The sequence below is a fragment of the Halobacteriovorax sp. RT-2-3 genome, from assembly GCF_047085075.1.
Taxonomy (GTDB): Bacteria; Bdellovibrionota; Bacteriovoracia; order Bacteriovoracales; family Bacteriovoracaceae; genus Halobacteriovorax_A.
On sequence record NZ_JBKIYF010000001.1, the window covers coordinates 1066185 to 1091512 of the forward strand.

The 25328-nt window shown below is 36.5% G+C and carries 22 protein-coding genes; 5 read left to right on the forward strand and 17 right to left on the reverse strand.

The window, feature by feature from the left end; all coding sequences use genetic code 11:
* Window positions 1-2: 2 nt before the first annotated feature.
* The 8 genes from ACMAYX_RS04970 to ACMAYX_RS05005 all read right to left on the reverse strand — a co-directional run bounded on the left by ACMAYX_RS04970 (window position 3) and on the right by ACMAYX_RS05005 (window position 9083).
* Window positions 3-143, reverse strand: a complete 141-nt coding sequence (locus ACMAYX_RS04970) for a hypothetical protein (RefSeq protein ID WP_412470824.1) — start codon at window positions 141-143, stop codon at window positions 3-5.
* A 148-nt stretch (window positions 144-291) separates the two neighbouring features.
* A complete protein-coding gene (locus tag ACMAYX_RS04975) occupies window positions 292-714 on the reverse strand; it encodes an HIT family protein (protein ID WP_412471631.1) in 423 nt (140 codons plus the stop codon).
* A 124-nt stretch (window positions 715-838) separates the two neighbouring features.
* Window positions 839-1558 (reverse strand): DUF4365 domain-containing protein, encoded by a 720-nt coding sequence (locus ACMAYX_RS04980; RefSeq protein WP_412471632.1) that lies wholly within the window; start codon window positions 1556-1558, stop codon window positions 839-841.
* Between the two features lie 187 nt (window positions 1559-1745).
* A complete protein-coding gene (locus ACMAYX_RS04985) occupies window positions 1746-5525 on the reverse strand; it encodes a tetratricopeptide repeat protein (protein ID WP_412471633.1) in 3780 nt (1259 codons plus the stop codon).
* Window positions 5526-5757: 232 nt separating this feature from the next.
* Entirely contained in the window at window positions 5758-6306 is a 549-nt protein-coding gene (locus ACMAYX_RS04990; protein ID WP_412471634.1) for a hypothetical protein, read from the reverse strand.
* An 11-nt stretch (window positions 6307-6317) separates the two neighbouring features.
* Window positions 6318-8048 (reverse strand): hypothetical protein, encoded by a 1731-nt coding sequence (locus ACMAYX_RS04995; RefSeq protein ID WP_412471635.1) that lies wholly within the window; start codon window positions 8046-8048, stop codon window positions 6318-6320.
* Window positions 8041-8634 (reverse strand): hypothetical protein, encoded by a 594-nt coding sequence (locus ACMAYX_RS05000; RefSeq protein WP_021265875.1) that lies wholly within the window; start codon window positions 8632-8634, stop codon window positions 8041-8043. Before ACMAYX_RS05000 ends, ACMAYX_RS04995 begins: the two co-directional genes overlap by 8 nt.
* Before the next feature lie 113 nt (window positions 8635-8747).
* Entirely contained in the window at window positions 8748-9083 is a 336-nt protein-coding gene (locus ACMAYX_RS05005; protein WP_412471636.1) for a YHYH domain-containing protein, read from the reverse strand.
* Between the two features lie 204 nt (window positions 9084-9287).
* Here ACMAYX_RS05005 and ACMAYX_RS05010 point away from each other — a divergent pair, with 204 nt between their 5' ends.
* Complete coding sequence (locus ACMAYX_RS05010; RefSeq protein WP_412471637.1) at window positions 9288-10115, forward strand: Fpg/Nei family DNA glycosylase; 828 nt, start codon at window positions 9288-9290, stop codon at window positions 10113-10115.
* Between the two features lie 3 nt (window positions 10116-10118).
* On the opposite strand, the gene ACMAYX_RS05015 is transcribed toward ACMAYX_RS05010, so the two are convergent.
* On the reverse strand, window positions 10119-10724 hold the full coding sequence (locus tag ACMAYX_RS05015) for a hypothetical protein (RefSeq protein WP_412469814.1): 606 nt from the start codon (window positions 10722-10724) through the stop codon (window positions 10119-10121).
* A gap of 31 nt (window positions 10725-10755) precedes the next feature.
* Window positions 10756-11382 carry a hypothetical protein gene (locus tag ACMAYX_RS05020; protein WP_412470832.1) on the reverse strand — a complete coding sequence of 209 codons (627 nt, stop codon included), beginning with the start codon at window positions 11380-11382 and terminating at the stop codon, window positions 10756-10758.
* A 103-nt stretch (window positions 11383-11485) separates the two neighbouring features.
* Here ACMAYX_RS05020 and ACMAYX_RS05025 point away from each other — a divergent pair, with 103 nt between their 5' ends.
* The gene (locus ACMAYX_RS05025; RefSeq protein WP_103216611.1) at window positions 11486-11857 is read left to right on the forward strand and encodes a hypothetical protein; all 372 of its coding nucleotides are present in this window, start codon (window positions 11486-11488) and stop codon (window positions 11855-11857) included.
* 154 nt (window positions 11858-12011) lie between these two features.
* A complete protein-coding gene (locus ACMAYX_RS05030; RefSeq protein ID WP_103216610.1) occupies window positions 12012-13775 on the forward strand; it encodes an ABC transporter ATP-binding protein in 1764 nt (587 codons plus the stop codon).
* A 10-nt stretch (window positions 13776-13785) separates the two neighbouring features.
* Here ACMAYX_RS05030 and ACMAYX_RS05035 read toward each other — a convergent pair whose 3' ends face one another.
* Window positions 13786-15138 carry a hypothetical protein gene (locus tag ACMAYX_RS05035; RefSeq protein ID WP_146037754.1) on the reverse strand — a complete coding sequence of 451 codons (1353 nt, stop codon included), beginning with the start codon at window positions 15136-15138 and terminating at the stop codon, window positions 13786-13788.
* A gap of 203 nt (window positions 15139-15341) precedes the next feature.
* On the opposite strand from ACMAYX_RS05035, the gene ACMAYX_RS05040 reads away from it, so the two are divergent.
* Window positions 15342-19298 carry a hypothetical protein gene (locus ACMAYX_RS05040; protein ID WP_412469817.1) on the forward strand — a complete coding sequence of 1319 codons (3957 nt, stop codon included), beginning with the start codon at window positions 15342-15344 and terminating at the stop codon, window positions 19296-19298.
* Window positions 19282-19803, forward strand: coding sequence for an NYN domain-containing protein (locus ACMAYX_RS05045; protein ID WP_103216607.1), 522 nt, complete (start codon window positions 19282-19284; stop codon window positions 19801-19803). The genes ACMAYX_RS05040 and ACMAYX_RS05045 overlap by 17 nt, the downstream gene beginning before the upstream one ends.
* On the opposite strand, the gene ACMAYX_RS05050 is transcribed toward ACMAYX_RS05045, so the two are convergent.
* The 6 genes from ACMAYX_RS05050 to ACMAYX_RS05075 form a co-directional block, all read right to left on the reverse strand.
* The gene (locus ACMAYX_RS05050) at window positions 19800-20330 is read right to left on the reverse strand and encodes an NUDIX hydrolase (RefSeq protein ID WP_103216606.1); all 531 of its coding nucleotides are present in this window, start codon (window positions 20328-20330) and stop codon (window positions 19800-19802) included. The genes ACMAYX_RS05045 and ACMAYX_RS05050 overlap by 4 nt on opposite strands.
* 8 nt (window positions 20331-20338) lie before the next feature.
* Window positions 20339-20992, reverse strand: coding sequence for a hypothetical protein (locus ACMAYX_RS05055; RefSeq protein ID WP_412471638.1), 654 nt, complete (start codon window positions 20990-20992; stop codon window positions 20339-20341).
* Window positions 20993-21000: 8 nt separating this feature from the next.
* Window positions 21001-21720 carry a glycerophosphodiester phosphodiesterase family protein gene (locus tag ACMAYX_RS05060; protein ID WP_103216604.1) on the reverse strand — a complete coding sequence of 240 codons (720 nt, stop codon included), beginning with the start codon at window positions 21718-21720 and terminating at the stop codon, window positions 21001-21003.
* Window positions 21720-23390: a hypothetical protein gene (locus ACMAYX_RS05065; RefSeq protein WP_103216603.1), complete on the reverse strand. Its 1671-nt coding sequence runs from the start codon at window positions 23388-23390 to the stop codon at window positions 21720-21722. The genes ACMAYX_RS05060 and ACMAYX_RS05065 overlap by 1 nt, the downstream gene beginning before the upstream one ends.
* Before the next feature lie 20 nt (window positions 23391-23410).
* Window positions 23411-24841: an aldehyde dehydrogenase family protein gene (locus tag ACMAYX_RS05070; RefSeq protein ID WP_103216602.1), complete on the reverse strand. Its 1431-nt coding sequence runs from the start codon at window positions 24839-24841 to the stop codon at window positions 23411-23413.
* 65 nt (window positions 24842-24906) lie between these two features.
* Entirely contained in the window at window positions 24907-25146 is a 240-nt protein-coding gene (locus ACMAYX_RS05075; protein ID WP_103216601.1) for a hypothetical protein, read from the reverse strand.
* Window positions 25147-25328: the final 182 nt, after the last annotated feature.

Below are 25328 nucleotides of genomic sequence, written 5' to 3' on the forward strand. Positions count from 1 at the left end.
CTCTAGAAGAGAAAGCGGATAAAGACAATAATTAGAACTATAACAAATAGCCATAGCTCCCAAAGATTGAAAATTAATTCAATCATATCTTTTTTAAATTCATCTTTTGATTCGGGCCCAAATCTGAACTCACCGTCTTTCATAAAGATATTTTATCATAGATTCGCACTGTCTAAGTTTCTGAAATCAAAGCATTACCCAAATTCGACTATAACCACTCTTGCCCAATCCTTCATTGGCTTCTAAGGGTAATTACCTAGAACTTTAAATGAGAATTAGTCGAGAACTGTTTTAAAGTTTATCAGCTATTAACTTAGCTGTTTCATTTAACTTGTCTCTTGATGACTCATCAGGATCAGTGCCTGAAAAGCCCATTCGATGACCGTCACCTGTGAACCTTGGCGCTATGTGAAGATGAGAATGTGGAACTTCTTGGCCTGCGATTTCTCCGTCAGAAAGAAAAAGGTTCGCTCCCTCGCAAGATATGTCAGACTTCTCTATGGCCTTTAGTATATTTTGAGCTACTTTAAACATCTCTCCGACCATATCACTATTTACGTAAGAGAATCTCTCATGGTGCTCATTAGGGATAACCAGTACATGCCCTTTATTAATCGGATTGAGGTCCATGAATGCCGTGACCTTGTCACTCTTGTAAACAAAGCTAGCATCAGCTTCACCTTTTAGGATTTTACAAAATATGCAGTTATTCATTACAGCTCCAAAAGATTAACTTTGATTTAAGGTACCTTTGCATTGACCTTGCGAGAGGAAAGCACAGGAAAAGCTTCTCAAGCTGCTTCAAATAATATAAAAACATCTTACTAACTTCTAGATTTTAATATATTCCATCAATAGTATGATCATGGATAGCTTCTTCTAACTTTTTTAAATCATCTATTGCCTCAAGAAGAGCTTTAATAACTCTCCCCTCTCCAAAAGCTAACCTAGACGCTGTTTGTAACTCCTGAACAATGCTCTTCGCTTTTGAAAGTTCGCTAGACGCACGAATACCATCTCCGCCGGCGACCATACTCATTCCTCTTCGAATGCCCCTCTTGGCAACATTAATCTTATGCGTAAAGCGATCCTGAACTTTCAATAAGTCGAAAGTATTTTCATATTTAGTTACACTTTCATTTGCAATCTTAATCAAATCTTCTAAACAGTCTAGTGTTAATAAATTTTCGTATTTTAGTGTAATTTTAGTTTCAGGGTTTGCCTCTGGAGGAATAATGATTTCGCTAACATCTAAGTAATATACATCTTCGTTTTTATCGATCAAGTCGACATATACAATAATCACAGGCAAAGGAAGTGCATTCCAGTAAAATATATCCTTACATTGAACTTGTTTATTTCCATCTTTTTCTGACGACTTCACTTGAACTTTAATAAACTTACCTAGACTTTTATCCTCTTTAAAAAGCTCTATTTCACCGTCAATTCCGATATCAGTAAACTTCAAAGGCCTATATGCACACTTAAGATTTTTAGTTACAGTATAGCCAACTAAAAACTCTCCTGAGTCACCGATTAGATTTACCTTCTTTTCCATTGTTTCCCCCTCCTGTTTTACTACTGCATGAATATAATTTTGGTTCCAGGTGCCTTTTCGTTGACCTTGCATACAAAAAACACTTGGAACGTTAATTGTATTTTACTTAAATCTACTGAAAGAATTAACCTGTGAGCAAACTCCAAATTATATGCCCCTCATTACTATACGAATCATCAACCAATTCTCAATTATTGGGTTTGTTATTTAATCTTTTTCCAAACTCTTCTCTTTGTTTATTAAGTTCATCTTCATGAATTTGATGAAGCCACTCTTTGGGAACACTGGAAGCTATTTTTATACCAGAAGACAGCTCTAAATTTAAGGAGTCAAAAGATTTATCAAGATTTTTGGCATTACCTGTATAAGCCTCACTACCCAAATATACAAAATAGACTCTTATTGCAAAAATCCTTATTTGTTGATCCGACGAGGAACCTGCTTTTATAGACTGAGCAATTACCTCATTAAAGCTAGTTTCACCTTTTAAGCTTAGCTCTGCAAAAAGTTCAGCAATAAAAATAGTTAAGCTATCTTGAGAATTAAAATCAGAACCTTCTAAAATACGATTTAAAAGTAATTCCTTTCTTTTGTCATCATGATCATTAAGCAAATAGTCTCTAACAATAATGGTAGAGTAAGTAATCCCTTTGTAGTTAAGTAGTAAAAAATATATTAACGCACTGTTGAAATCTTTATAACTTATAGCCTCACATTGCTCAAGATAAAGAAGGATTGCCTGAACACCAACCGAAGGAAGTTTTTTTAAGGTCAAGAACATTCGAAAGTTTCCATCAAAAGATAAGAGCGATATTGCTTTTCTTTCGACAATATCAAATATTTCCAGATATTCCTGAGTGACAACATTTTGAACTTCAATCTGTCGTGTTCTTGAGTTAAGGTCAACAGGAATGATTTTACAGCTATCTATAAAACTTAGGATTTCATCAATTACATTAATCGCACTGTTTACTTGCTCCTGCGTTATTTCCTCTCTTAACATTTGGCCATTATGATAGGCAATTGTCATAATTTCACCATGTGACATTTTAAGCTTTTCTTTTGATGAAACAAGCTCTGCCTTTGTACTTGTTGTAACGGCAAAGTTAAGGCTTGACCCCTGAACCTTTGAGAGGATATTCGCACTAGCAAAAGATATAAGAGCTGTTGAATCTATTAAGATATCCATATTAGGATCATATTCATTTAGATGGTGAAGCTCCTCTTTTATTCGCTTTTGGTCTGCAAAATCTGCACGCAATCCACCATTTCCAAGAAGGAATGACCACATTTCATACATATTCCTTCCTAGAGCAACAGATAGATATGATACAGGCATATTTTTGTTTTTATAGATATCAAGTATTTGATCACAATATTCTGACTGCTCTTTGAGCATGGCCTTTATCTTATCAATTTCTAAATTACCCTCTTCATCAACAACTCTCATAGGACGAAGTAAATTACTTTCTGGAAAACGATTATTAAAGTTTTTCATTATATCTTGATAGAAAGTAATATTTTCTTCTGAGCAAATGACTAGATTATTTGGTTCTTTCTGACTTACAGTTTGAAAAACAAGAAAGAAGTTAAATTGTGCTTCAGCCACGGTAAAGGCTTGTTTTGCGGCGACTTTGGCTTGCATTAGAGCTTTTTCATACTTACCTTTTGACATAAGAAGTTGGGAGAATCTGATTCTTGCCTCATAATCTTCTGGAGATAAGTTAATATATCGATCATGAATATCAAGAAGTTTTTCGATATCTCCTTTTTTGTATAATGCAGTAATATAGTTATGCAAAAATTGCTTTTCATTAGGATTGTCATTAACTATTTTTTCTAAAAGAAGTAAACATGCATCTAAATCACCAAGGTACAAGAGAGCATAGGCTTTGAATGCTTGAAACTTTCCGACATCCTCTTCCGGATCCCAAGAATCCACCTTCTTAATAATTTCATTATATTTCTTTAGCTCATAGAGTGTATTTAGATAGTTATATATTTCTGATTTTGGAGAATCTCTAACAATAATTTTTTCATAAATAGACTCAGCCAATAAAAAGTCCTTTAAATCATATAAGGCAAATCGTGCGTAGGATACTTTTAACGCTACATCAATAGGGTTAATAGCAATCCCCTTTTCATAAATGCTTTTGGCCTTCTCTAAATCCTCTGCCGAGCTGAGTTTCTCTGCATGAATCAAATATATCCAAGTTGAACCAGGATATCTTTTTTCAAGTTTATTATAGTTATCCAACAAAAAATCATTATCTTTCGTAACCTCCCATAAGTGCGCAAGGACTTTGTCTTTTTGTTCTACATCAAGGCCAATCAATTCGACTTGCTTTTCAAATTCGTAAAGGTAGTCTAGATCATTTGTTTTCTCAGCAGCACCAATTAGAGTAAAGAATCCTTCAAACTTTACGATCGTTTCAAAATCAAGTAATTTAAATAAATTTAGAGTCTCGACAAAATCATTCTCAAAGAAACAGCATTGAGCGGTATTTATAATTAGTTGTGGTTCTTTGACTCCCTTTGCAATTGCAAGCTTTGCAAGTGGAATAATTTCATTTCTTTTCTTGAGAAGATAGCCACAATTCACAAAACAAATTATAGCAACTTTTGCATCAACTTTTTTGAAATTGGTTACGTTTTCAAGTTTAGACTTAAGAGCATTATAACTAACCTCAATATATAGCCTTGATTTTCCTAAGGTTTTAAATGGGTCACCATTTTTTTTTGTTTTCTCTTGAAAGTAGGACAGAATGTAGTCTGTGGCGCTTCCGACAAGACGCAAGTCACTACTTTTATCATTAATTACTTGAAAAGCTAATTCAAGAACCTTGTCATCAACTTCACCTTTATGTGCCAATAGTTTTATGTATTTGTACTCCTCGACTTCTTTATTTCGGCATTCTTCAATTATTTTTTTTGCTTCTGAAATATTGTTTCTATTCAGTTGAATAATTGCTTTAATGTGGCAAAGAACATCTTTTCGATCGTTTGACAGAACAAACGTCTCAGTATGCTTAAGCGAATTTAAAACATGATCAGCCTTATCAAGCTGACTTAAGTTTGTTAGTAGTGCAGAATAAAGAACTCTTGAGTAAGTTGTTTTTACCTTTTCATCTAATTCTTGCTCGTAATACTGAATACCATTCTCCCAGTCACTTTGATCCCCCGTTATATATAAACTCAAAGTTAAGCATAAGACTTTATCTAATAAAGCCTCACTCTTCTGCTGAACCTTTGGTAAGAGAAACTTTCCTTTCGAAGTACCTTCATTTATATTTTTATCAGCCCTTAGTTTTTCTAGCTCTTCAATTTTTTCAACAATTACAGCTTCATCAGCTACTTCATCAAGATCACCGCCGGTAAAATAAGGCTCATTTGAGTTCAGGGGACTAGAAGTAAGAGCCGAGATAGTGCCCCCCTCCTTACCCGCAAGCCTTTCCAACTTAATTAATTTTTCCAAAACGATATCCATTTTAGATGATTCAGCTTCTTGATTACCAATAATAGTCTCAAAGCTGGTCTCAGTATTTAACTGATGAGAGGCTGTAATAACGGCTGAAAATTGAGGAGATTCAATTAAATTAATTCTAAGGTAATAACAAAAATGCTGCGCAAAGTAATCTGAATAATGTCTTCTTGTTGTTTCGTTTGAATGATAGATTAACCCTTCATCGAAAATTACAGACTCTAATTTTTTTATAAATGATACCTTTGAGTCTTCAACCTGATCCCAACCTTGAGCGATCTTACGAATCTCACTCAAAAAGTCATTTACGTCAATTTCAATAACCTCTTTTGTCTCACAAATTTTTCTCTGAGCCGAAGCAATCGCTTCTCTAAGCAGCTTATCTAAATCTATATTTTCGGTCGTGATATACTTAAAGAGCAAAACTAAACCCTTTCCAGTAAAAGTGCCAGCAGCTTTCTTTAATGCAATCGCTTCAATTACCATAATTCCTCACATATTTTTTAGTCGTTATAGCTTTCCACCAATACCCTTAAACGTCTCAACAAACGCTGAATATTTTTTTGGGATACACTCTCTTTCTTAGTTTTATACTGAGGGTTAAGAGGACTCATTTTAGGTAATGTTGTTTTTTTGGTTCCTGGTGCCTTTTCACTGACATTGCGTAAAGAAAAAGCACCTGGAACTTATTTTAATGTATGTGTATATTTAAGTTCAATTATTTTTTTACTTTAACTTGGGTGCTTTTCAAAAGAAATCTTTTAACCCACGTTTTCTCACTCTTGTTCATATTAGAATAATCAAGCTTATCTATGGATATCTTATTTAGGTTATTAGATATAATTGCCTCATAACATGCAGGCTTTTTAGTGTCATCTAGAGAGTCACATTTTAATATTTCGACTAGGCTCACTTCTAATGTAGCTGTCGTAACATTTTTTTCAGAAATATCATATGCTCCCTTAGCAAGGAATACAAAACCAAGAAGAACTAAGAAGAATGAGCCAAGTGCTGGAAGTTTAATGTTTTTGACGTTTATATCGTAGTCATCCTTTGTTGCTTGCCCAATAATTCCAGATATTGTTAAGAAACATGTTAATAATGCAACAAAGAAAAGTATGATTGCTAAAATATATAAAAATGAAGAACCTGCTCCTTCCCCTCTAAGTTGCATCAAGGCTGTAGCTGCAGCTAATCCTGCTGTCGCAATTGTAATCATACTACTCATACCATTTGAATAGATATCAATGTCTTTCTTATCCTTCATAATATACCTCATCACCAAAAGGGAGGGCATGGCTGATCTGTAATTTTGCCCCACACTTTCTCTTTAAACTCTCTACTATCTCTCATTGTTAATTTAGTAACTCCATTACTATTACTGGGCACTATTTCCTCAATTACTCTAGAAACCAATGTTTTCATTTCTGATTCATTCATTTGACCGGTAGCTAGTGCAACCTGAATTCTCAATCTTAGAAAATCGAACATATTTTCAGCTTGTTTATAAAATGCATCCGTAAGTTCTACATTTGCTCTGTTTAAAGCAGAGTTCATAAGTTCATCCACTCCTATATTCTGCATACGCTCTTCCATTTGACTTGCAATATTATCATCTAGTAGAAAAAGCAAATAACTAGCTTCTTGATTGATATAGTTAAACACATCATCTTTAAATCTCTCATGCATTAAAATAATTTCATCAACCGAACCTGCTCCTAATACATATCCACACTCAAGCACTTGAGGATAGTCGCTAATTATTTCAGCTCTACTCATCCCTTCAAACTTCTTAACAAATCTAATTAAGCCTAAAATTGCAGTCGAAGCTTCATAAACGAATTTGAAGTCCTTTGCGCTGCCATCAACTATTACTTTAAAAGGATTCGTTGCATAAATTACATCATCATCACCTTTGCCATTTTTCCACATAGACAATCGTCTTAACACACAAGGAAAGCAGTAACCACAGTGATACTCATCTGCTGTTGGTGCCATTAAATAATCTTTGCTTCTCTGCTTTTTTACAGTTTGTTGAATAGTACCTGAATGAGCACAAGAAACAGTCCAATCTATTGCGTCATCAATATTCAGACTGTAACCAAGTTCCAAAACCTCTGCCTTCGTGTATAGTGCTAACTTATTTTTAATATTAATAGTCGTATCTAACCATGTACTAACAACTTCACCAAATAATTTTAAAAATAAAGGATATGCGGTTCTAGTAGAGAATGATGAGGAACGTGCTACATCGAGGGGCAAGTGAACTGCCATAATGCCATTCTCATTTATGTATATATCTTCAAGATTATTTAATTTTGCAATTACACTTGCTATACTCAAAAAATGAAATGAACGAAGTCTTTGACTACTTTCTTTCTCGTAAGGTGTGTCACCAGGATTTACAGCTGTTTGAGAAAAGAAGTTAAATGATCCATTCTCAACGACTCCAAGATGCCCTTGAATCTGGGATAAATTTGCACGATCGTTTGTGTTTATACGGACAAAAATAAGATTCTTATCTTCATCAAGTAATTTTGCAGCTCCTACAAGACTATCTTGGCCACCAGAGAGTAGACAAATATCAGTAGCATTCCTTATTTTTCTTGAGAATTTGTTAGGACGGAATGAAGTAAATTCTTGATCAACATAATCACTAATTACAAAGTTTATGTTATCCGCACCAAGAACGCTAAGTGCCCACTCAAGTTTATCTTTTATTTGTCTGAACGCAGCCGCATTTCTGAGACCTATATGTATGTTTATTCTCCTAACCCACCTTTCTCGCATCTCTCTTGGACACAATTTATCTAAGTTGAAAATCGCAATAGAAACATCCACGAGATCCCGAACCTCATCTGTAGCATTTCCATCCTGAGAAGTTAGCTTTACTGATCGACAAATATCATTCCAATATCTGCCATCTTTAGCATAAGGGAGATAAATATTATTATTGCTAATCTGTAGCTCTAATTTTGACCTGTCTACATAAACATTATATTCACTCATCCGTGACCTCTCCAGACTGCGTAAATATGCTTTTTAATTTTTCAGTAATAGTTCCAGTCTGTGATTGGTTAAGTTTACTCTCAAAATATTGTTCAGAACTAGATAGTACGCGATCTAAAGAGCCTAAATTTGTCAATCCCTTCGTGCCAATATTCATAGGAAGGTCTCGAGAGGCAATGTAGTCTATTATCCTTTTGGCGTAATTTGATGCAAATTTCTTCATAACATCTGCATTGTTTGACATTAAGGCTGTAGATGCTGCTGATAAAGCGATTTCGGCAAAAAAAGAGTTACAGTTATTTATGGCTAATTCCTTTCGTGATGCCAGCATCATATTAAGTACTTTTTCTTCACTTGAAGTATTAGCTGAGATTTGTCTTTCTAGAGATGTGATTACACTTTCAACACCTCTGTCGACAATAACCTCAGAAGCACTAGCGTCGTACTGAGATTCATAAGCAACAACAAGTTTTGAAGTTATATTTTCTATATTCGTAAAATTCCTAATTGAATCTTTAACGTCATTCCACTCATTCCCACCTTCTGAACTAGCTGTAGGAGATGGTTGCGAAACAGATGTTCCCATAATTAATCCTCTATAAAATAATCCATATCAATCTTCTTTAGCTCATATTTAGATTCAAACCTTGGTTCAGGTGCTTTTTCGTTGACCACACATAAAAAAACACACCAATTTTACTACCCATCACAAGCACATCCCTTCGGCTGATAACATTGGTACGTTCTCGATATACAAGAGTTCCCACACGCTTTGCCTTTACGACATACTTTGCAACAAGCACTATTCACTTTATTAAAATTATAATTTTGATGAGACTTCTGATACTGACTTGAACGAGACGTTCCAGAATTGTGGCAATGGTAATCACCAGTCTTTCTATTATTATGGCAGCCTGAAGAATTTGTTCTTCCAGAATGGGCCAAAACATTTATTGAAAAAATAAGAATGATGAATACGATAAAATTTCGAAACAAATTTCTCTCCAAATAAAATATAATGGATCCCATCGCCATTCCCCACCCAAAACTTAACCCTCGTACACCACCATAACCTCAACAATTCCAACCACATACATACCATCTCAAACCACGCCAATAACAAAATGAACACCTTACAATTCCAACCTAAACTGCACCTCAAGATTTTAAAGTCAAAAAAAGTTCAAATAAATTTTCGAAAATGTTAAGCTACTCCTCACACAAAAGAGGATTTTCAAAGTGCCAGAATTACCCGAAGTCGAAACCATCAAATCACAACTCTCACACGTTCTCCCAATGGAGATCGAAGACGTCGTATATTCTGACGTGAGTGATTCGATTGTGAAAGATAAGGACTTCAATCCAAAAGGCATGACTCTTGAGCGAGTGGAGCGCCAAGGAAAAGTTCTGCGCTTTTTCTTCACTGATCAAGACGGAAATGAATGGCGTGCAATTTCAGGTTTAGGGATGTCGGGATCGTGGCGAATTGCCACGGAGGAAATTACAGAAAAGCACACTCATATAAAACTGATTGGAACAAATGCCAAAGGCCCGTTGCACTTGGGCTACATCGACCCAAGACGCTTTGGAGTCTTTCATCTCTACTCTCCACCAAATGAAGCGACTTGGCTTACGCGCTTAGGACCTGATGTTTCAAAAGCAGAGTTCACACTTGAGTATCTTTTGATGCTTAAAAAAGAAAGGCCTAATAAAGTTTTAAAACCGTTTCTTTTAGAGCAGAACTTTTTTTCTGGTGTGGGAAATTACATGGCCAGCGAAATATGCGCCCGTGCGGGAGTTCGCCCAACTCGTCGTATGAAGACACTTACAAAGCTTGAGCTTGAAAAAGTTTTCATGGCAGTAAAGATTGTTTTAGATGATTCTATTAGTACTGGTGGCACGACTTTCTCTGGTGGCTATCAAGATGCGTTTGGAGAAAAAGGTGAAGGTGTAAAAAATCTTGTGGTGTTCTATCAAAAGATTTGTGGACTTTGTAAAGAGACAGAAGTTAAGAAGATCACACTTGCTCAACGTGGGACTTACTACTGTCCTCACTGTCAGAAATAAGACTTACTCCACAATTAGATAATCTTCAATCTTATAGTGATTTAATTGATTTACTAAATAGAGTCTTCCCTTCTTTGTGATGATACGAAAGAAGTCGTTTCCTATTTCAGGGTCGCGAAGTTTTTTTCTAAGACGACTTAAACTCACATCCATTGTGTTCTCACTAGTTGAACCAAAGAGAATATCTGTAAGCTTTCCCTTTTCTCCGTTACCCGCGCGATTGATGAGACGAAAGAGTTCCATGTCAGTTCGGCTTATGATGTGAAAGAGTTTGTAAATTTCCATTAAGTGAAAGCGGCCATAGAGGGCGTCGATAAACTCCTTCTCCCCCATGCTCTTTAGCACACACAGGTTTCCTCCAAGCGGTAGAAAGCGATTAAGGTTTGGCTGAGTAAAGTCATCGATCACATAGACAAATTTTAGAGTGGTATATTTGATTTCTTCAATGAGCTCATCTGGAATTGTATCGAGTTCAATAATAAGAAGTTCTCCAACTCCTGTTTGAGAAGGTAGGACATCTAAGTATTCAATGGTAAGTCCGAACGCTTCTTCAATAGCATCCGCATGAAAGAGTTTTCTCTTATCACTTGTGTATGCCAAAATTTTCATTTCTACCTCTAAGTAATTTTACTTGAAACGACTAGGTAGGAATCTTAATTTTTTCTAATAAATGTTTTGGTATTTCGTAATTCGTTAAACGACTGACCACATAGAGTCTTCCGCTCTTTGTGATAATACGAAAGAAGTCATCGCCGATATTTGGATCACGCAGCTTCTTTCTTAAACGACTTAAATTTACGTCCATCGTACTTTCACTAGTGGAGCCAAAAATAAGTTCACTTAATTTAGACTTCTCTCCATTACCTGCCCTTAGAATAAAGCGAAATAATTCAACATCGGTATGACTAACTAGGTGAAGTATCTTAAACATCTCCATTTGATGAATGCGACTTGTGAGAATTTCCATGAAGTCTTCAAATGGTGTGCCCTTAACAGCAAATAAATTTCCACCAATTGGAAGCAAACGATTTAAGTTGTGCTGCTTAAGCGTATCAACCAGCGTCACGAACTTAACTCTTGTATATTGGGCCATATCAATGAACTCATCAGTGATCTCATCGAGGTCTAAAAGCAGAATTTCTCCAGGGCGAAGGTCAAATGGTAATTCATCTAAATACTCAAACTTGGCACCATAGAGGGCCTCGATTTCCGCCTCCCTAAAGATTTTCTTATGATTAGATGTATAAGCCTTTAATTTTATTGACATAGTAAACCTTACGTATTTGTAAGTAAATAATATTGCCTAAACATATTATCATCATGTTGTACCAATAACAATAGTTGGTAAATAATAAAACTGGAGGTTATGGATGAAAGAAAGAAGAGTGTTTGAGAACATCGCTGAATTAATTAGAGTCAAAAGACGTTCTTTATCACCTAAGGTGTCACAACAAGGATTGTCGTACCGCCTAGGTTATAAGAACGGGCAATTTATAAGTAATATTGAACGTGGGCTTTGCTCAGTACCACTACGTTCACTAAATACTGTATGTAGTGTTCTAAAAGTATCTAAGGAAGAACTTAAAGAAGTACTACTAAAAGACTATGAGCAAACTATTGATAACTACTTTGCAGAAGCTGCCCAAGAAGAGGCAAGCACTATTGTAGAAGCGAGGGACGCTTCTTCAAAAGATAAGGAACGAAAGGGAAATTTTGAATTTGCCAGCAGTTTAGTAATCTAAGTAAGTCACTAGGAAAGGTGACTAAATTCCCCTCAGGTGTACTTAAAAAGCACTTCGATTCAATATAATCTGAGTACACCTGAGGAACTTTTTTCAAATTGAGAATAATAGGCCATAATGCATACACATAAAAGTACACGCATACGAGGTCTAAATGGAAACTCAATCCCCATTACAAAAACTAATCAATCATTTTAAAAATAAGCGCGGCCAAATTTATACGGCCTCGTTCTTTTCAGTTTTAAATAAAGTATTCGACATTGCTCCTCCCCTTTTAATCGGCCTTGCCGTTGATACAGTCGTCAAGCAAGAAGACTCATTTCTTGCAGGCATGGGAGTGACAGACAAAGTTGAACAAATCTACATTCTAGGTTTTCTCACATTTGTGATTTGGGCCCTGGAGTCATTATTTGAATACTTATTAAAACTATGGTGGCGTGGACTGGCCCAAGAAGTTCAACACGATCTTCGTATGGAAGCCTACGATCATCTTCAAAACTTACACATCTCTTTCTATCAAGATAATAACTCTGGGAATTTAGCGACAATTCTAAATGACGACATCAACCAACTAGAGCGCTTCTTAGATGTTGGGGCCAATGATATTATTCAAACCCTAACAACAGTTGTCTCTATCGGTGGAATCTTCTTTTATCTTTCTCCGCAAATTGCCCTATTATCATTAACACCTGTCCCATTTATTCTTTGGGGAAGTTTCTACTTTCAAAAGAAGGTACAACCTCGCTATCAAAATGTTAGAAGTGAAGCCGGACTACTTGCGAGTATGCTTGTAAATAATATTGCAGGGATGATGACGATTAAGTCATACGTTGCTCAAAGATTCGAATATGACCGCTTAGAGAAGCAATCAAATCAATATGCTAAGGCCAATAAAGATGCCATTCGCGTCTCTTCTTCTTTTAGTCCAATCATTAGAATGGCCGTTCTTTGTGGATTCCTCTTCACTCTAATCATCGGTGGTATCGATGTTCTTGATGGTAAGCTAGAAGTTGGTTCTTACTCTGTTCTAATCTTCTTAGTACAACGACTACTTTGGCCACTAACAAGACTTGGTGAAACTTTTGATCTTTACCAAAGGTCAATGGCCTCAACATCTCGAGTGATGGAGCTAATTGAAACAGAAGTTAAAGTAACTGATGGTGATAAAGAGCTTGAAGAATTTAAAGGAGCTGTTGAATTTAGTGGTATTAACTTTAAATACGATGAAGAAGACAACACTGGCCTTAAAGATATCAATCTTAAAATTGAAGAAGGACAAACTATTGCACTTGTTGGGCCAACAGGCTCAGGAAAGTCCACAATGCTTAAACTTCTTCAGCGTTTTTATGATCCACAAATTGGTTCCGTTAATTTTGATGGCCACAATATTAGAGAGCTAAAGCAGAATTCACTGCGCTCTCACATTGGGTTTGTCTCACAAGAAACTTACCTCTTTCATGGGACTGTCTTAGAAAATATCATCTACGGCTCGCAAGGAGCATCTGAAGTTGATGCCATGAGGGCCGCAAAACTTGCAGAGGCACATGACTTTATCGAGCTTCTACCTAACGGCTATCAGACAATCGTTGGTGAACGCGGCCAAAAACTTTCAGGTGGTCAAAGACAGCGTATTGCCATTGCACGTGCCATCTTAAAGGATCCGAAACTTTTCATTTTTGATGAGGCCACAAGTGCCATTGATAATGAAACAGAAGCGGCCATTCAGCGCTCTCTTAAAACAATCACAAAAGGACGCACTACTGTCATGGTTGCCCATAGGCTTTCAACAATTATTCATGCGGATCAGATTTGTGTTTTAAATGAAGGAAAGATTGAACAACGTGGAACTCACGAAGAACTTATCGCTCAAGAAGGTCTTTATAAAGCACTATGGAGTGTTCAGACAGGAACTGCTTAGAAAGCAAATTTTAGAAAGCAAACTTCAAAGACGAATAGATGGTGTCGTTAGCTCGGTAAGCCGACCAATAAGAATTCTTATTTGGCGACTTAATCAGCTCGGCACCTAAATTTAAACTAGCAGCACCACGCCAAAAAGCATAAGTCGCTTCAGCCTTTAGGATGATATCATCGCGATCAAAGTCATACTTTAAATCCCCCATCACATTGATGAAGTCATTAAAATAATAACGCCCACGCATACCAAGAGCATTACTCCACTTCGCAGTATCAGAGAAGAAATCATCTGATCCACGCTCATTATTTGTCAGAAGGTTGATATAGTTTAAAGAAAACATATAGTAACCTTGATTGACGTTAAATGAGACAGAGGCGTAACTTTCTTTTTCGTAGTTAGGCTCAATATTGAAATACTCAGATTCGAATTTCTTATTTTCTTCACGGCTAAAGTCAACAACCTTAAAGTCGTTTCCAAAAGTCGCCGTCGGATCACTCATATCAACACCGGCAACCATTTGCACGTCACCTAACTGCTGCTTATATTGAATTCCATAATAAAGATGGTGGTTAACAACCGGTGAAGCATCAACTGCAATAACGTCGCGATCTTGGTCAAAGCGAGCATCAGCATTCATCTGAAGACTATTTTGTGGCTTATAGATAAAGAAGGCCGAAAGCTCAGAACTCTTTTGCTCATTCGTTCCAGAAAGTCTAAAACCAAGAGACTTATTCTTTACAACATCATTATAGATATTAGGCATATCGATCGTGTAATAAAGAGGAAGAACATTTCCTTCAAGCACAGTGTACTTTGGTGGAAGTCTTACCCACTCACTCTTACTCGACACATTCCCATCTTCAATTTCAAGCCCTGGATTCATTCCTGGAACAAAGAAGTATGAGAAGAAAACTGAAAAATTTAAATTCTTATTAAATTTGCGATCGTATTGAATACCAACTAGACCTTCTTTCTTTTCAGAAAGTAAGTAGAAACCTTGGTTTGGATTTAGAGTACTAAGTAGCCAGTAATCTTCGTTCTCATTCCATCTAAGAAGCTGGCGGCCAAGAGAGATACGATTATCTTCATCTTTAAACTCAATATAAGCTTCAGGCATTGAAAAGTTGAAAGCAGGCTCTTTTGTAACATAGGCCCTAGCAGCAAATTCACCATAAACCTTACCATTCCACGCTCTTGTCTCGTAATTTCCTTCGATTTGGGCCCAGTCGTCATACTCAGACTTTTTAGCTGGGTCATTTAATCGTTGAAATTTCTCATATGACACACTTCCATCTAGCTGTGCGTAGACAGCAAGGCCAGAAAGCGACACGCATAGTAATGTAATTTTTTTGATGAATTTATTCATTAAAGTTAATTAAATCAGAAAAGATTCGTAAATAGAAGTCTTTAACTCGGATTTGGTATCTATTACCTTGGGTGTTAACACTTTTGACAGTATAGTGTTAGGAATTGTGCACACTTTTAACGCATTACGTAAAAACATTTCAAAATATTCGGTTATTCCTTTTCATTTAACTAGAAATTTTCTAGAATTTGGGTGAGGGAATTATGATTAAACACAATAAGTTATTGAAATTACGAGATTTCATTACCTACCTTCTGGTAGCACTACTAGTTTCGTCTTGTGGTTTCGTCAACGATGACCCTGTCGAAGGTGCAGACATCGCCGAGTATGACGGAATTTCAGCTAGTTGCAAAATCGACACGGATCGTATCAAAAAATTATTCGAAGTTAATATCGAAAAAGACCTTAATTGCGTTCAAGATACACTAAATAAATTCAAATATGTTGAGTCCAGAGATAATCGTTTCTTCTTCCGTGAAGATATCGTGAAATTTGCTCGCAAGTATATGGATAACCCAGCAGGTTCTGCTGACGATATTATAGAAGGCCTTGATCTTCTTTTTAAATTAAACACTCTTTTACAAAGAGATATTCCGGGACAAATGTCTCGCACGAAAATTGATTCTTTCTTTCAAATCCTAAAAGAGTTTAACCGTTCAGCTGTTAAGATCGTTGCAACAGTTAAAGACCTACAAGATGTTAAATCAAAAGAAGATTACTATAAGACCTCTGCCATCTTAAGAGCACAGGCCGATGCGTTTTCTTCAAACTTAAATGAAATCCTTCAACAAATTCCTGGACCTGCACAGGCCATCGATATTCAAAGTCTAATCCTCGACATTACAAGAGACCTAAAAGACTTCAAACTTGGTAAGGAACTTCTAAACTCTCTTCTATTTGCTAAGAAACTATTTCTTGGTGGTTCACGTATCTACGTTGACTCAGATGAGTTTGCCCAACTTTTTACTTTCTTCCCAGTTTTCCTACAGAATACAATCGATATCTTCTTCCTTAAAAAGGAATACTTCGAAGATGGATCAGAATACTTCAACAAGCTTGCTAATAACCTAGAAGAGCTTAAGCTCTATGTTTACGAGCACCAAAAAGAAGAAAATATCATCACGATTGCCGATATCAACAATATTATTGATGAATTCTTTAACGAAGATGATGACTTTATTTCAACAATTCTCGGTACGACTAAAGATACCAACGTTAAACTTAAGTCACTTATTCGTTTTGCAAAGAGAGATCTAATTCGTGGAAACCCAGAAGTTTTCTCTTATGCAGACGTTGAGCTATCTCTTGGAGTTGTTAACGTTGCACTTAGATCTTTTGAGTCAGTAAATGTCTTAAATGATCTAGTTAAAGACATTGAAGAGAAAGACTTCAATAGAAAAGTTGAGATTAAAAAGCAATTCCGTGCCGAAGTTGGGCGCCTAAGTGAGAATGCAAAGAAGTTACTAGACGAAGATATTTCAATCCCTCGTGACCACGAGATGAATGTTCTTAAGTTCGCTAATGATACGATCAAGCTTTATGACATCGACCTAATCGAAGATGTTGTTAAGTCATTTATGGCACTGAAAGTAGTAACAACTGGTGGTAGCCGTGAAACTCTCCTATTCCCAGAGTTAATGACACTTCTGACAAAGACAGATCCACTTGCGGCCCTATTCTTTGACCTTAAGTTTCTTGCAAAGGAATACCTTGAGAAGACTCCACTAGAAAAGAACAACTTTTTCTTAGCTCAAGTTAGATCAGTTCAAGACCTTATTCTAAGTGATCTTGAAAATGACCAAGTAATTACTGTTACAGATATTAATAAGCTAATTGAACAATTCTTTAGTAAGCCAGAAGACCTTGATAAGGGAATCGCCATTAAGAATCTTGTTCTTAACTATAAAGATAATATTCTAAGGCTTGCTCCAGAAATTGATTATCTTTCATTTAAGCAATTTAAATCAACTGTAAATGTTGTTGCAATCGTTTACCGCTACCTAGCATTCCTTGATATGCACATTGAGAATGTTAAGCTATTTAAAGACGAAGACTCAAAGACAGCAAGAAAAGTTATTTCGAGAAAGGAATATGTAAATCAATTCCTTTCGATTAAAACGGAACTAGCTAATTACCTACTGGATAAAGACTTTGTTAACCAAGATGGTCTTATCAAGTCACTTATTGCTCGTCTTAAAGAATCAAGCGGAATGTTTAAAGAACCATTTAACTGGAAGCTTTACTCAGAGGCCATGGCACTTAAAGGTCTAGTACTAGGTGGAAATAACCTTATTCTAAATCGTGATGATCTTTATTATTTAACTGAGAAATCAGAATCTCTAGCAGAAGTACTTTATGATGCCTTCTTTACGGACTTCTCTGATGATACTCAATCAGTTCAAAATATTGCAAAAGTTCTTGAGCTGCTTCGTAAGACTCGCTCAATCTTCCACCCTATTGAAGAGAAGAAGAATTATTTTACAGCAAAAGAGATCCTTTCATTTGGTGATGAGCTAATTAAAGAGCTTAATCGCAAGTCGGATAATCCAAAGGATGAAAGTGAACTTCTTAAAGTTTCAAATTTTAAGCGTACACTAATCGACTTTACTCAGCGTATTTTTGATCCAATCCCTCGCTCAGAGCTGATGTATCCAATTCCATGTAAACCAAACCCAGCTTACGATGCCGATAAGCAAGGTAGTTCTAAGTGGATTTGTTCAGAGCTTGATCCTCCGGGAAGTGAGAATTTTGACCTAATGATTACAAGTGATGCTGTTAATCGCATCCTAGATATTGCAGATAGTGCTTTTGAGACACTTTTATTCTCAGACTCAACTTTCCAATTCTTTGACGAGAGAATGAATTCGCCTAAGCCACTTTATATTGATCGTCGTGAGTACCCAACGGAGAGAGAAGTTCCAGAGTATAAGTACATCACTAAGAAATCATATGTTGTTCTTATTGAAGAGTTTACTAAAGTTGCTCGTGACTATCGCTACTTTAGAAATAAAGACGGATTCCCTACTTATCAGGCGAATATCGTAAGAAACAAGACTGGTTTCAATTCGATCATGCTCTTTAGAAATGTGCTTCCACACATGCTAGAGGGTTATAAGACAGAGGGTGATACAACTCCTCCAAGACAGTCAAAAGGTTTATCAGATAACCAACTTAACAACGCACTAGTTGGACTTAAGGCCGCTCTTGAAGAAATGGGACTTTGGACTGAAGACTTTAAAACTTTTGGTGAAAATATTCTTCTTCTATCGGATCTTTTCCAGGCAACTTCTGGTGGTGACCTATTCATTAACCTAGATGAAGTAAGTGAGTTTATCGAACTTATCTTTACTGCAGCTAAGATCACGACTCTTTTAGAAGAAAATCTTTATGAGAAGAAAGAGTGTGACACTAGAGTTGATGAAGCAGGCTTCTCAGTAATGGACTCAAAGTGTATTCGTACAAAATTCTTTGATAAATTATTTGGTGAGAGCGAGCTGAATCTTTCAAAATACTTCCCTCGCCTGAAAGAGTATGTAAAGAACAACAGCAGAGAGCATGTTGTTGAATTTATCAAAGGTGTTGAGATCTTCTCAAGAAGTGTTGAAGATGTTGATAAGATTTGGTGGAGAAAGAAAGACTTCACACTTGTTATTGGCGCAATGTTAAATATCGAATCGACTTATATTCGTTTTGATAGAAATGCAGATAATAAACTAGACCGCGGTGAATTAGATCGTGGTTATAAGGATGCATATAAGAACGCAATCATTAGTATTGCTAAACTAAAAGGTAAATTAAAGACCTTTGGACGTACAGCATTTTTCTACCTATTAAAGTACCATAAAGACCCAGGTGTAGTTAATATCGCTTGGACTCACGTATGGTTTAAGAAATACTTCAATGATTTTGAGGCCAAGCGTCTTGATATCAGTGAGCTATTGAGATTCTTAGTTGACAAGCGTAAGCCAGAAGATCCTTCTATTATGTTTAAAGAAGAATTAGCTGCTTGTGCTCTAGGTAGATCTGACGTTGATGAAGATGAGCTAAACGAGATTTTCAAAGGAATGAGTATTGAAATGATCGAAGCACAAATTAAGAAATGTCACGCTGACTACGTTCAATCAAACGGAAGTGAAGCATTTTATGGAAATTTTCATTAATCAAACTGTTGCCATCCTAATCGATGGCAACAATATCGAAAGAAGTATTCACAGCGTAACAAATAACTCAAATACCATGGTTAATTTTGATACGCTCATCCCAAAACTCTTAGATAATCGAGGGCTAAATCGCCTCATCTATTTTAGAGAAGGAAAGAATATCTCTTCTAAACTAACAGAGCGTCTGCACAATCACTACTATGGATCAGTAATTCCATGTCATAAGAGTGCCGATATCCCTCTGACAATTAAAGCGACACAGCTTGCCTCGAAGGTTGATACGATTATTATCCTTTCAGGTGATTCTGATTATATCGAATTAGTTCGCCACTTAAGAGCAGAAGGTGTCCGTGTTGAAATCGCCTCAATCCCTGAGACGACTTCGAGCCTGCTTGTTGAAGAAGCAGACTATTATCACGAAATTGATGAAAGTGATTGGTTTGAACTTCAAGGCCAAACAAGACAAACAAGACCTAAGAAGTATAGCAAGAACAAAAGAAACTAAGACTTAAGTAGGTATCGACTTAGACAAAGCTCCGAAAGAGAGTGATCTATTTCCTGTAGTTTATCTTTTAGATCATTTACAGCAACAAGTTCTAGCTCGATATCTTCATCTTCATCAAAATTTTGCTTCCCATCTGGGCGACAATTCTTTGCGAGATAAAAGTGAGCAGTATTGCTCATAAAGGCAGGGTTAACACTTACAGGCCCTAGGCTTTCCCACTCGTCACTAATATAGCCAGTCTCTTCTTCTAGCTCTCTTTTAGCTGCAGCAAGAGGATCTTCTCCGCGCTCAACTGCACCGGCAGGAGTCTCGATTGTGATTACATCTTTTCCAAAGCGATACTGCTTAACAAGAACGACTTTATTGTCTTCGGTAATGGCAACAATATTTACCCAATCAGCAAGACGGATAATATCATAAGGGCCTGCACCAATTGGTTTTGTAGGATGATTGGCAACAATGGTTTCATACAAAAAGATATTTCCGCGGTAAACGTTCTTTCTCTCTTTAATAATCCATTTTTCCATTACGGCCCCTAAAACTCCATTAGCATGGCGGCGTCATTTGCCTTTGTCGCCTCTAAGATTTTCTCATTTGTGCGATCTCTTAGTTCAAGATACTTAATGAAAGCATCTTTTCCAATTTTTTGAAGTAGTAGATCGTCATACTTTTTTTGAATTTCACGATCAAACGCCATTTCTTCTTCAGTTGGATTATAAGTATAGTTTTCACCATACTTTTCTTCTAATTGATCATGCATTTCTTCAAATGCAGAAACCTTATCATTGAAAAGACCCTCTCTCATACTGAGGTAATCTTTATATTCTTTCTCAGTAAGCCCAAGGTCATTAATAAATAACTCTTTTACATTTGTAAGCCACTCTTCTTCAAGGCGATCAAATTCTTCTTCTTTTGCCTCTAGCCTTCTTTCAAGTTCTTCATCATCAACAACATCAAGATCTAGGTTTGGAGTTCCCTCATTGGCACCAAGAGTTTGGGCCTCCTCACTTTCTGCAGCAACTTTCTTAGCAGGAGTATCCTCAAATTCGACGACATTAACTTGAGAAGTCATCACTTCTAGAGAGTTTTTATCGTTAGCAATATTTGTCTTAGATTGTTTTGTATTGAAAAAGTAGAAACCACCAGCTGCGATGGCAAGTATGATAATTGTAATTACGATTTTTTTCATAAATTAACTCAAGGTTTAATATTCTCAAATATAATATTAGCACCTAATCGCTTAGCTGTCCTCATTTGTTCTTTAGTTCTTACTGTCCAAAAGACAATATTATTAAAAGTAAAATGCTTGATAATGCTAAGCTGTAGCTTTGAGTATGTATCGATATCTAGTCCAATATAATCTGGCCTGATAACTGGAATAAAAGTCATATTCTCAAGAATCTTTTGCTTGAGAGGATTAAGGCTTGTATCACTAAAATCTCTTGTTACAAGTAGGCCCAAAATAACGGCCGGATAGTGCTTTCGAAACCACTTTAAACAAAATGGATTAAAGGATTGAATCGTATAATCCCCTTCATAGCCTTGAAGAAGTTTCATGACTTCAGACTCAAGCTCTCCATTGTGTTCGATAACCTTCAGTTCAATGATAAGAGGAACTTGTCCATTAACAAGATCGAGGACTTCCTTAAGAGTAGGAATCTTCTCTTTTGTTTCTTTGATATAGAGCTGTTTTAAGCTATCGAGAGTGTATTGAGATACTTTGCCATTGCTGCCCGTTAGACGCTCTAGGGTTTCGTCGTGAAAGACCACCACATGGCCATCACTTGATAAGTGAACGTCTAACTCAATAGCATAATTATGTTTAATGGCCGCCTTAAAAGCGGCCATCGTATTTTCAGGTTTTTTTTCGTCGTGTAAACCACGATGAGCAATATAAGTATCGAGATAAAATGTCATTATAATGTTCTTAAGAACATACGAAGATCCGATTTATCCTCATCACTAAGTAGTTCATTACCCTCTTTATCCGTAAAGATTCGTTCGTAGTGACCTGAGTTTGAAAGCCCTGGTAACTTTGTATTGTAGTAAGCTTCTCTAATTCTGCGCTCCTCAGGAATATCCATTCCAACAGGAAAGCCATTACAATCATAATCAAAGTCTAGCATCGGATCAACTGCTGGGATCTGATAGAACTCTTTTACTCTTTGCGCTGGCGGAGTCATTAGCTCACAAAGATTTGGAATTGAATTATTGTGCATATATGGCCAACGGGCCCAGATTCCGTTTAGTGGTGGTGGTACATATCCTTTTTGTGGCTCCACAACAGTCTTCATCCATTTAGAAATTGCTAATTCATTTAAAGCCTCAGCAAAGTATGCTGTACCTTGATAGCGAAGAGGATCTGTTCCAACATCCTTAACAGGTGTCTTTTCATGATAGATAAGCTTTTTCGTCTTAATTTGTTCACTCTTGGACATAAGTGCAGAAAAAGGAAGATCCCAATTCTTCTGGTACTCTCCGTGACATTTCTGACAACGATTCTCAAAATGCTTTTGTCCTCGCTTTGCTGATTCAATATCAATACGTGACACATCAAAGAAATCATCAATACGTGGTGCTTTTGTTGAGAAGGCAGCAGCCGTAAGCTCTTTAATAATTTCAGGATTATCTTGTAACCATTTTTCTAATTCATATAAATCTGTTCCACGCCCAAGTTCATTCCACAGGAAGTTTGTGAAGATTGGGTTACCTGCAACAATTGATCCATCTGATAGCCAACGAGTTTTATACTTAAGCGTCCACCATGGCATTGGCTTAGAGTCGGCAACTGTTGAAACAAGAGGATTAAATCTTGGAAAGACTTCATTAAGTTTAGACTTTGATGCGTACTCATCTTGTTTACGATGAGCAAGAGAGAGAGCAACTTGAGGAAGTGAAGTATCAAGTCCAAGTACCATTGGTGATGTTGCTCCAACAGAGTGGATATTCTTCTTTGTTCTCTTAAGCATTGCAACTTCACCATCTGTTGCATTTGTTACTTTTTGAAATGTCTTCGTCGGAATAAATGGAAGAAGTTTTTTTGCTTTAACAAAAAGTTCATTGGCCTTCACTGTTTTATTTGTTAGGCCCATAACAGTTGTTCCAAAAAGGCTTGCTGAGTGACAAGTGGCACAGCTAAAAGTTAGCCCTTTTCCCCACTGAGTATCAACAATACTAGCTCCCATATAATAATCAGGCTTGTGCCCTTCTGGATAAGGGATACGATAAATCCCCGTTGCATCTTCATTATTATATGGATTAAGTCCTAGCCATTGATAGAAAGATTCAACACTATTAACACCAAACTTCTTTTCACCAAGTGTCGTTAAAACAAAGTTTACAAATTTTTCGTCGCGTAGTTCAAAGAAATTATTAAAAGCTTCATATGGAATAAGAAGTCCTGTTACACTAACTGGCCAAACCAGTGCGTGCTTTAGTCCATCTTGAGTTACTTGTTCGTATTCATCTTGAGATAGTTGGTAGAGGTTTTCGCGATTCTCACCCTTTTCAATTTTAGCATCACGTCCCCAATCTGGTGCGTATGAAAATGCAGATAAACTAATTAGTAGTAAAAGTAGTGATTTCATCCTCTCTCCCCTCTAAATTTTTAGAATAAGATTAACTTCTTTCGAGTGTAATCTTCCATCGCATACGCGATCCCCTCACGTCCAAGTCCAGAATCTTTTATCCCTCCATAAGGCATGGCATCCATGCGAAATCCTGGGACGTTATTGAAGATAATTCCTCCAACATCGATTCTTTGACTTGCTTCCTTCATATTTACTAAGCTGTTTGTAAAAACACCAGCTTGGAGTCCATATTTTGAATCATTTACAAGCTCAATGGCCTCTGAAAATGAGTCATAAGGCTCTAAAATCACGACAGGACCGAAGATTTCCTCTGAAACAACCTTCATATCCAAATCTGTATTAGTTAAAACTGTTGGAGCATAAATATGGTGGTCTTCATCAATAATATGCCCACCACACAGAAGCTCGGCCCCATTTGATATGGCCTCTTGTACCCACTGATGAATTCTCTCAAGAGCACCTTCATTGATGACAGGGCCATTAATCACACTCTCATCTTTTGGGTCACCTGAACCAATTGTCTCGACCTGCTCAAGAAATAATTCAACAAATTCATCAAAGATTTCACTGGCAATAAAAACTCTCTGAGTTGAGATACAAATTTGTCCTGAATATAAGAAAGAGCCATTAACAATTTGAGCTGTCACAGCTTCCATATCTTCAACGTCATTAACGATAACGGCCGCATTACCACCAAGCTCAAGAAGACACTTCTTCTTTCCACTTAAGGCCTTTAGCGCCCAACCAACTTTTGCACTTCCCGTAAAAGAGAAAACACTAATTCTTTCATCTTCTAAAAATCTTTGTGCAAGAGCATCTTCACAAATAACAATATTCACAACTCCTTTTGGAAAACCAACTCTTGAAAGTAGCTTTGCAAAAGCAAGTAGAGTAATTGGAGTTTGTGGTGATGGTTTAACAATAATGCTACATCCGACAGCAAGTGCAGGAGCGATTTTATGAAGTGCAAGGTTTAGTGGAAAGTTAAATGGAGAGATACCAAAAATAATCCCTTCCGGTTCATGGCGAATAATGGCCATCTTATCTGCACCAGGCCCATATGAAAGGTCAGGCGTTTCACTGCTGTGATGACGAGCTTTTTCAGCAGAGAGCCTAATTGTTTCCACACAACGAGCAACCTCACCCTTTGCATATGATATTGGCTTTCCCGCTTCCATACATATTAAATGAGAAAAGAACGAAGCCTCTTCTTCTAAAAAGTCAGCAAGCTTAAATAGTAATTTACTTCTTTGGGCACTATCAAAATTTTTATATTCTTCGAATGCATTTTGTGAAGATTGAATAACCTTTTCGTATTGGTGAGAAGCTAAGAGATCAACTTCATTTAAAATACTTTGATCGTATTTATTAAGGACTTCAATAGAGCTTTCACCATAGAGAAATTCATCATTCACGAACGAGGAACGAAATTGCGAAAAATTTTGCATAAAAAAACCACCTTGCTAAGGTGGTATTGTATCTATTCTAAAAATAATGGGTCAATTAATATTGCTTAAAAATCAAATTCACTACCAGCGTGTTGAGTCGATAATTCATAACTTAATGAAGGATTATCTTTTAAAAAGAGTTCTTCTCCACCCATAAATAATTTGATGGAACACAGATAGCAAAGTTTAATTTTAACTTCTCTTCCATTGAAGCTTGAGTATAGTCTTGCCTTAATCATTTTACTTCTGCGAGGTCCGTTGGCCAAAGACCAGTTACGCCCTGCAGCTGAACACGCATCACACATAGCTATCACCTTCATGTTATTTCAGATACATAAAAACTGTTTAACAACGATTTCTATAGATTTTATCGTCATTCTAAAATAAAACTTAATAAATTTATAGTTACTGTATTTTCAAGCATTTAGGTTTTACACATTTGGCCTAAAGTGCCAATCTAATGGGTCAGCAAATATTCTCTGGCCAG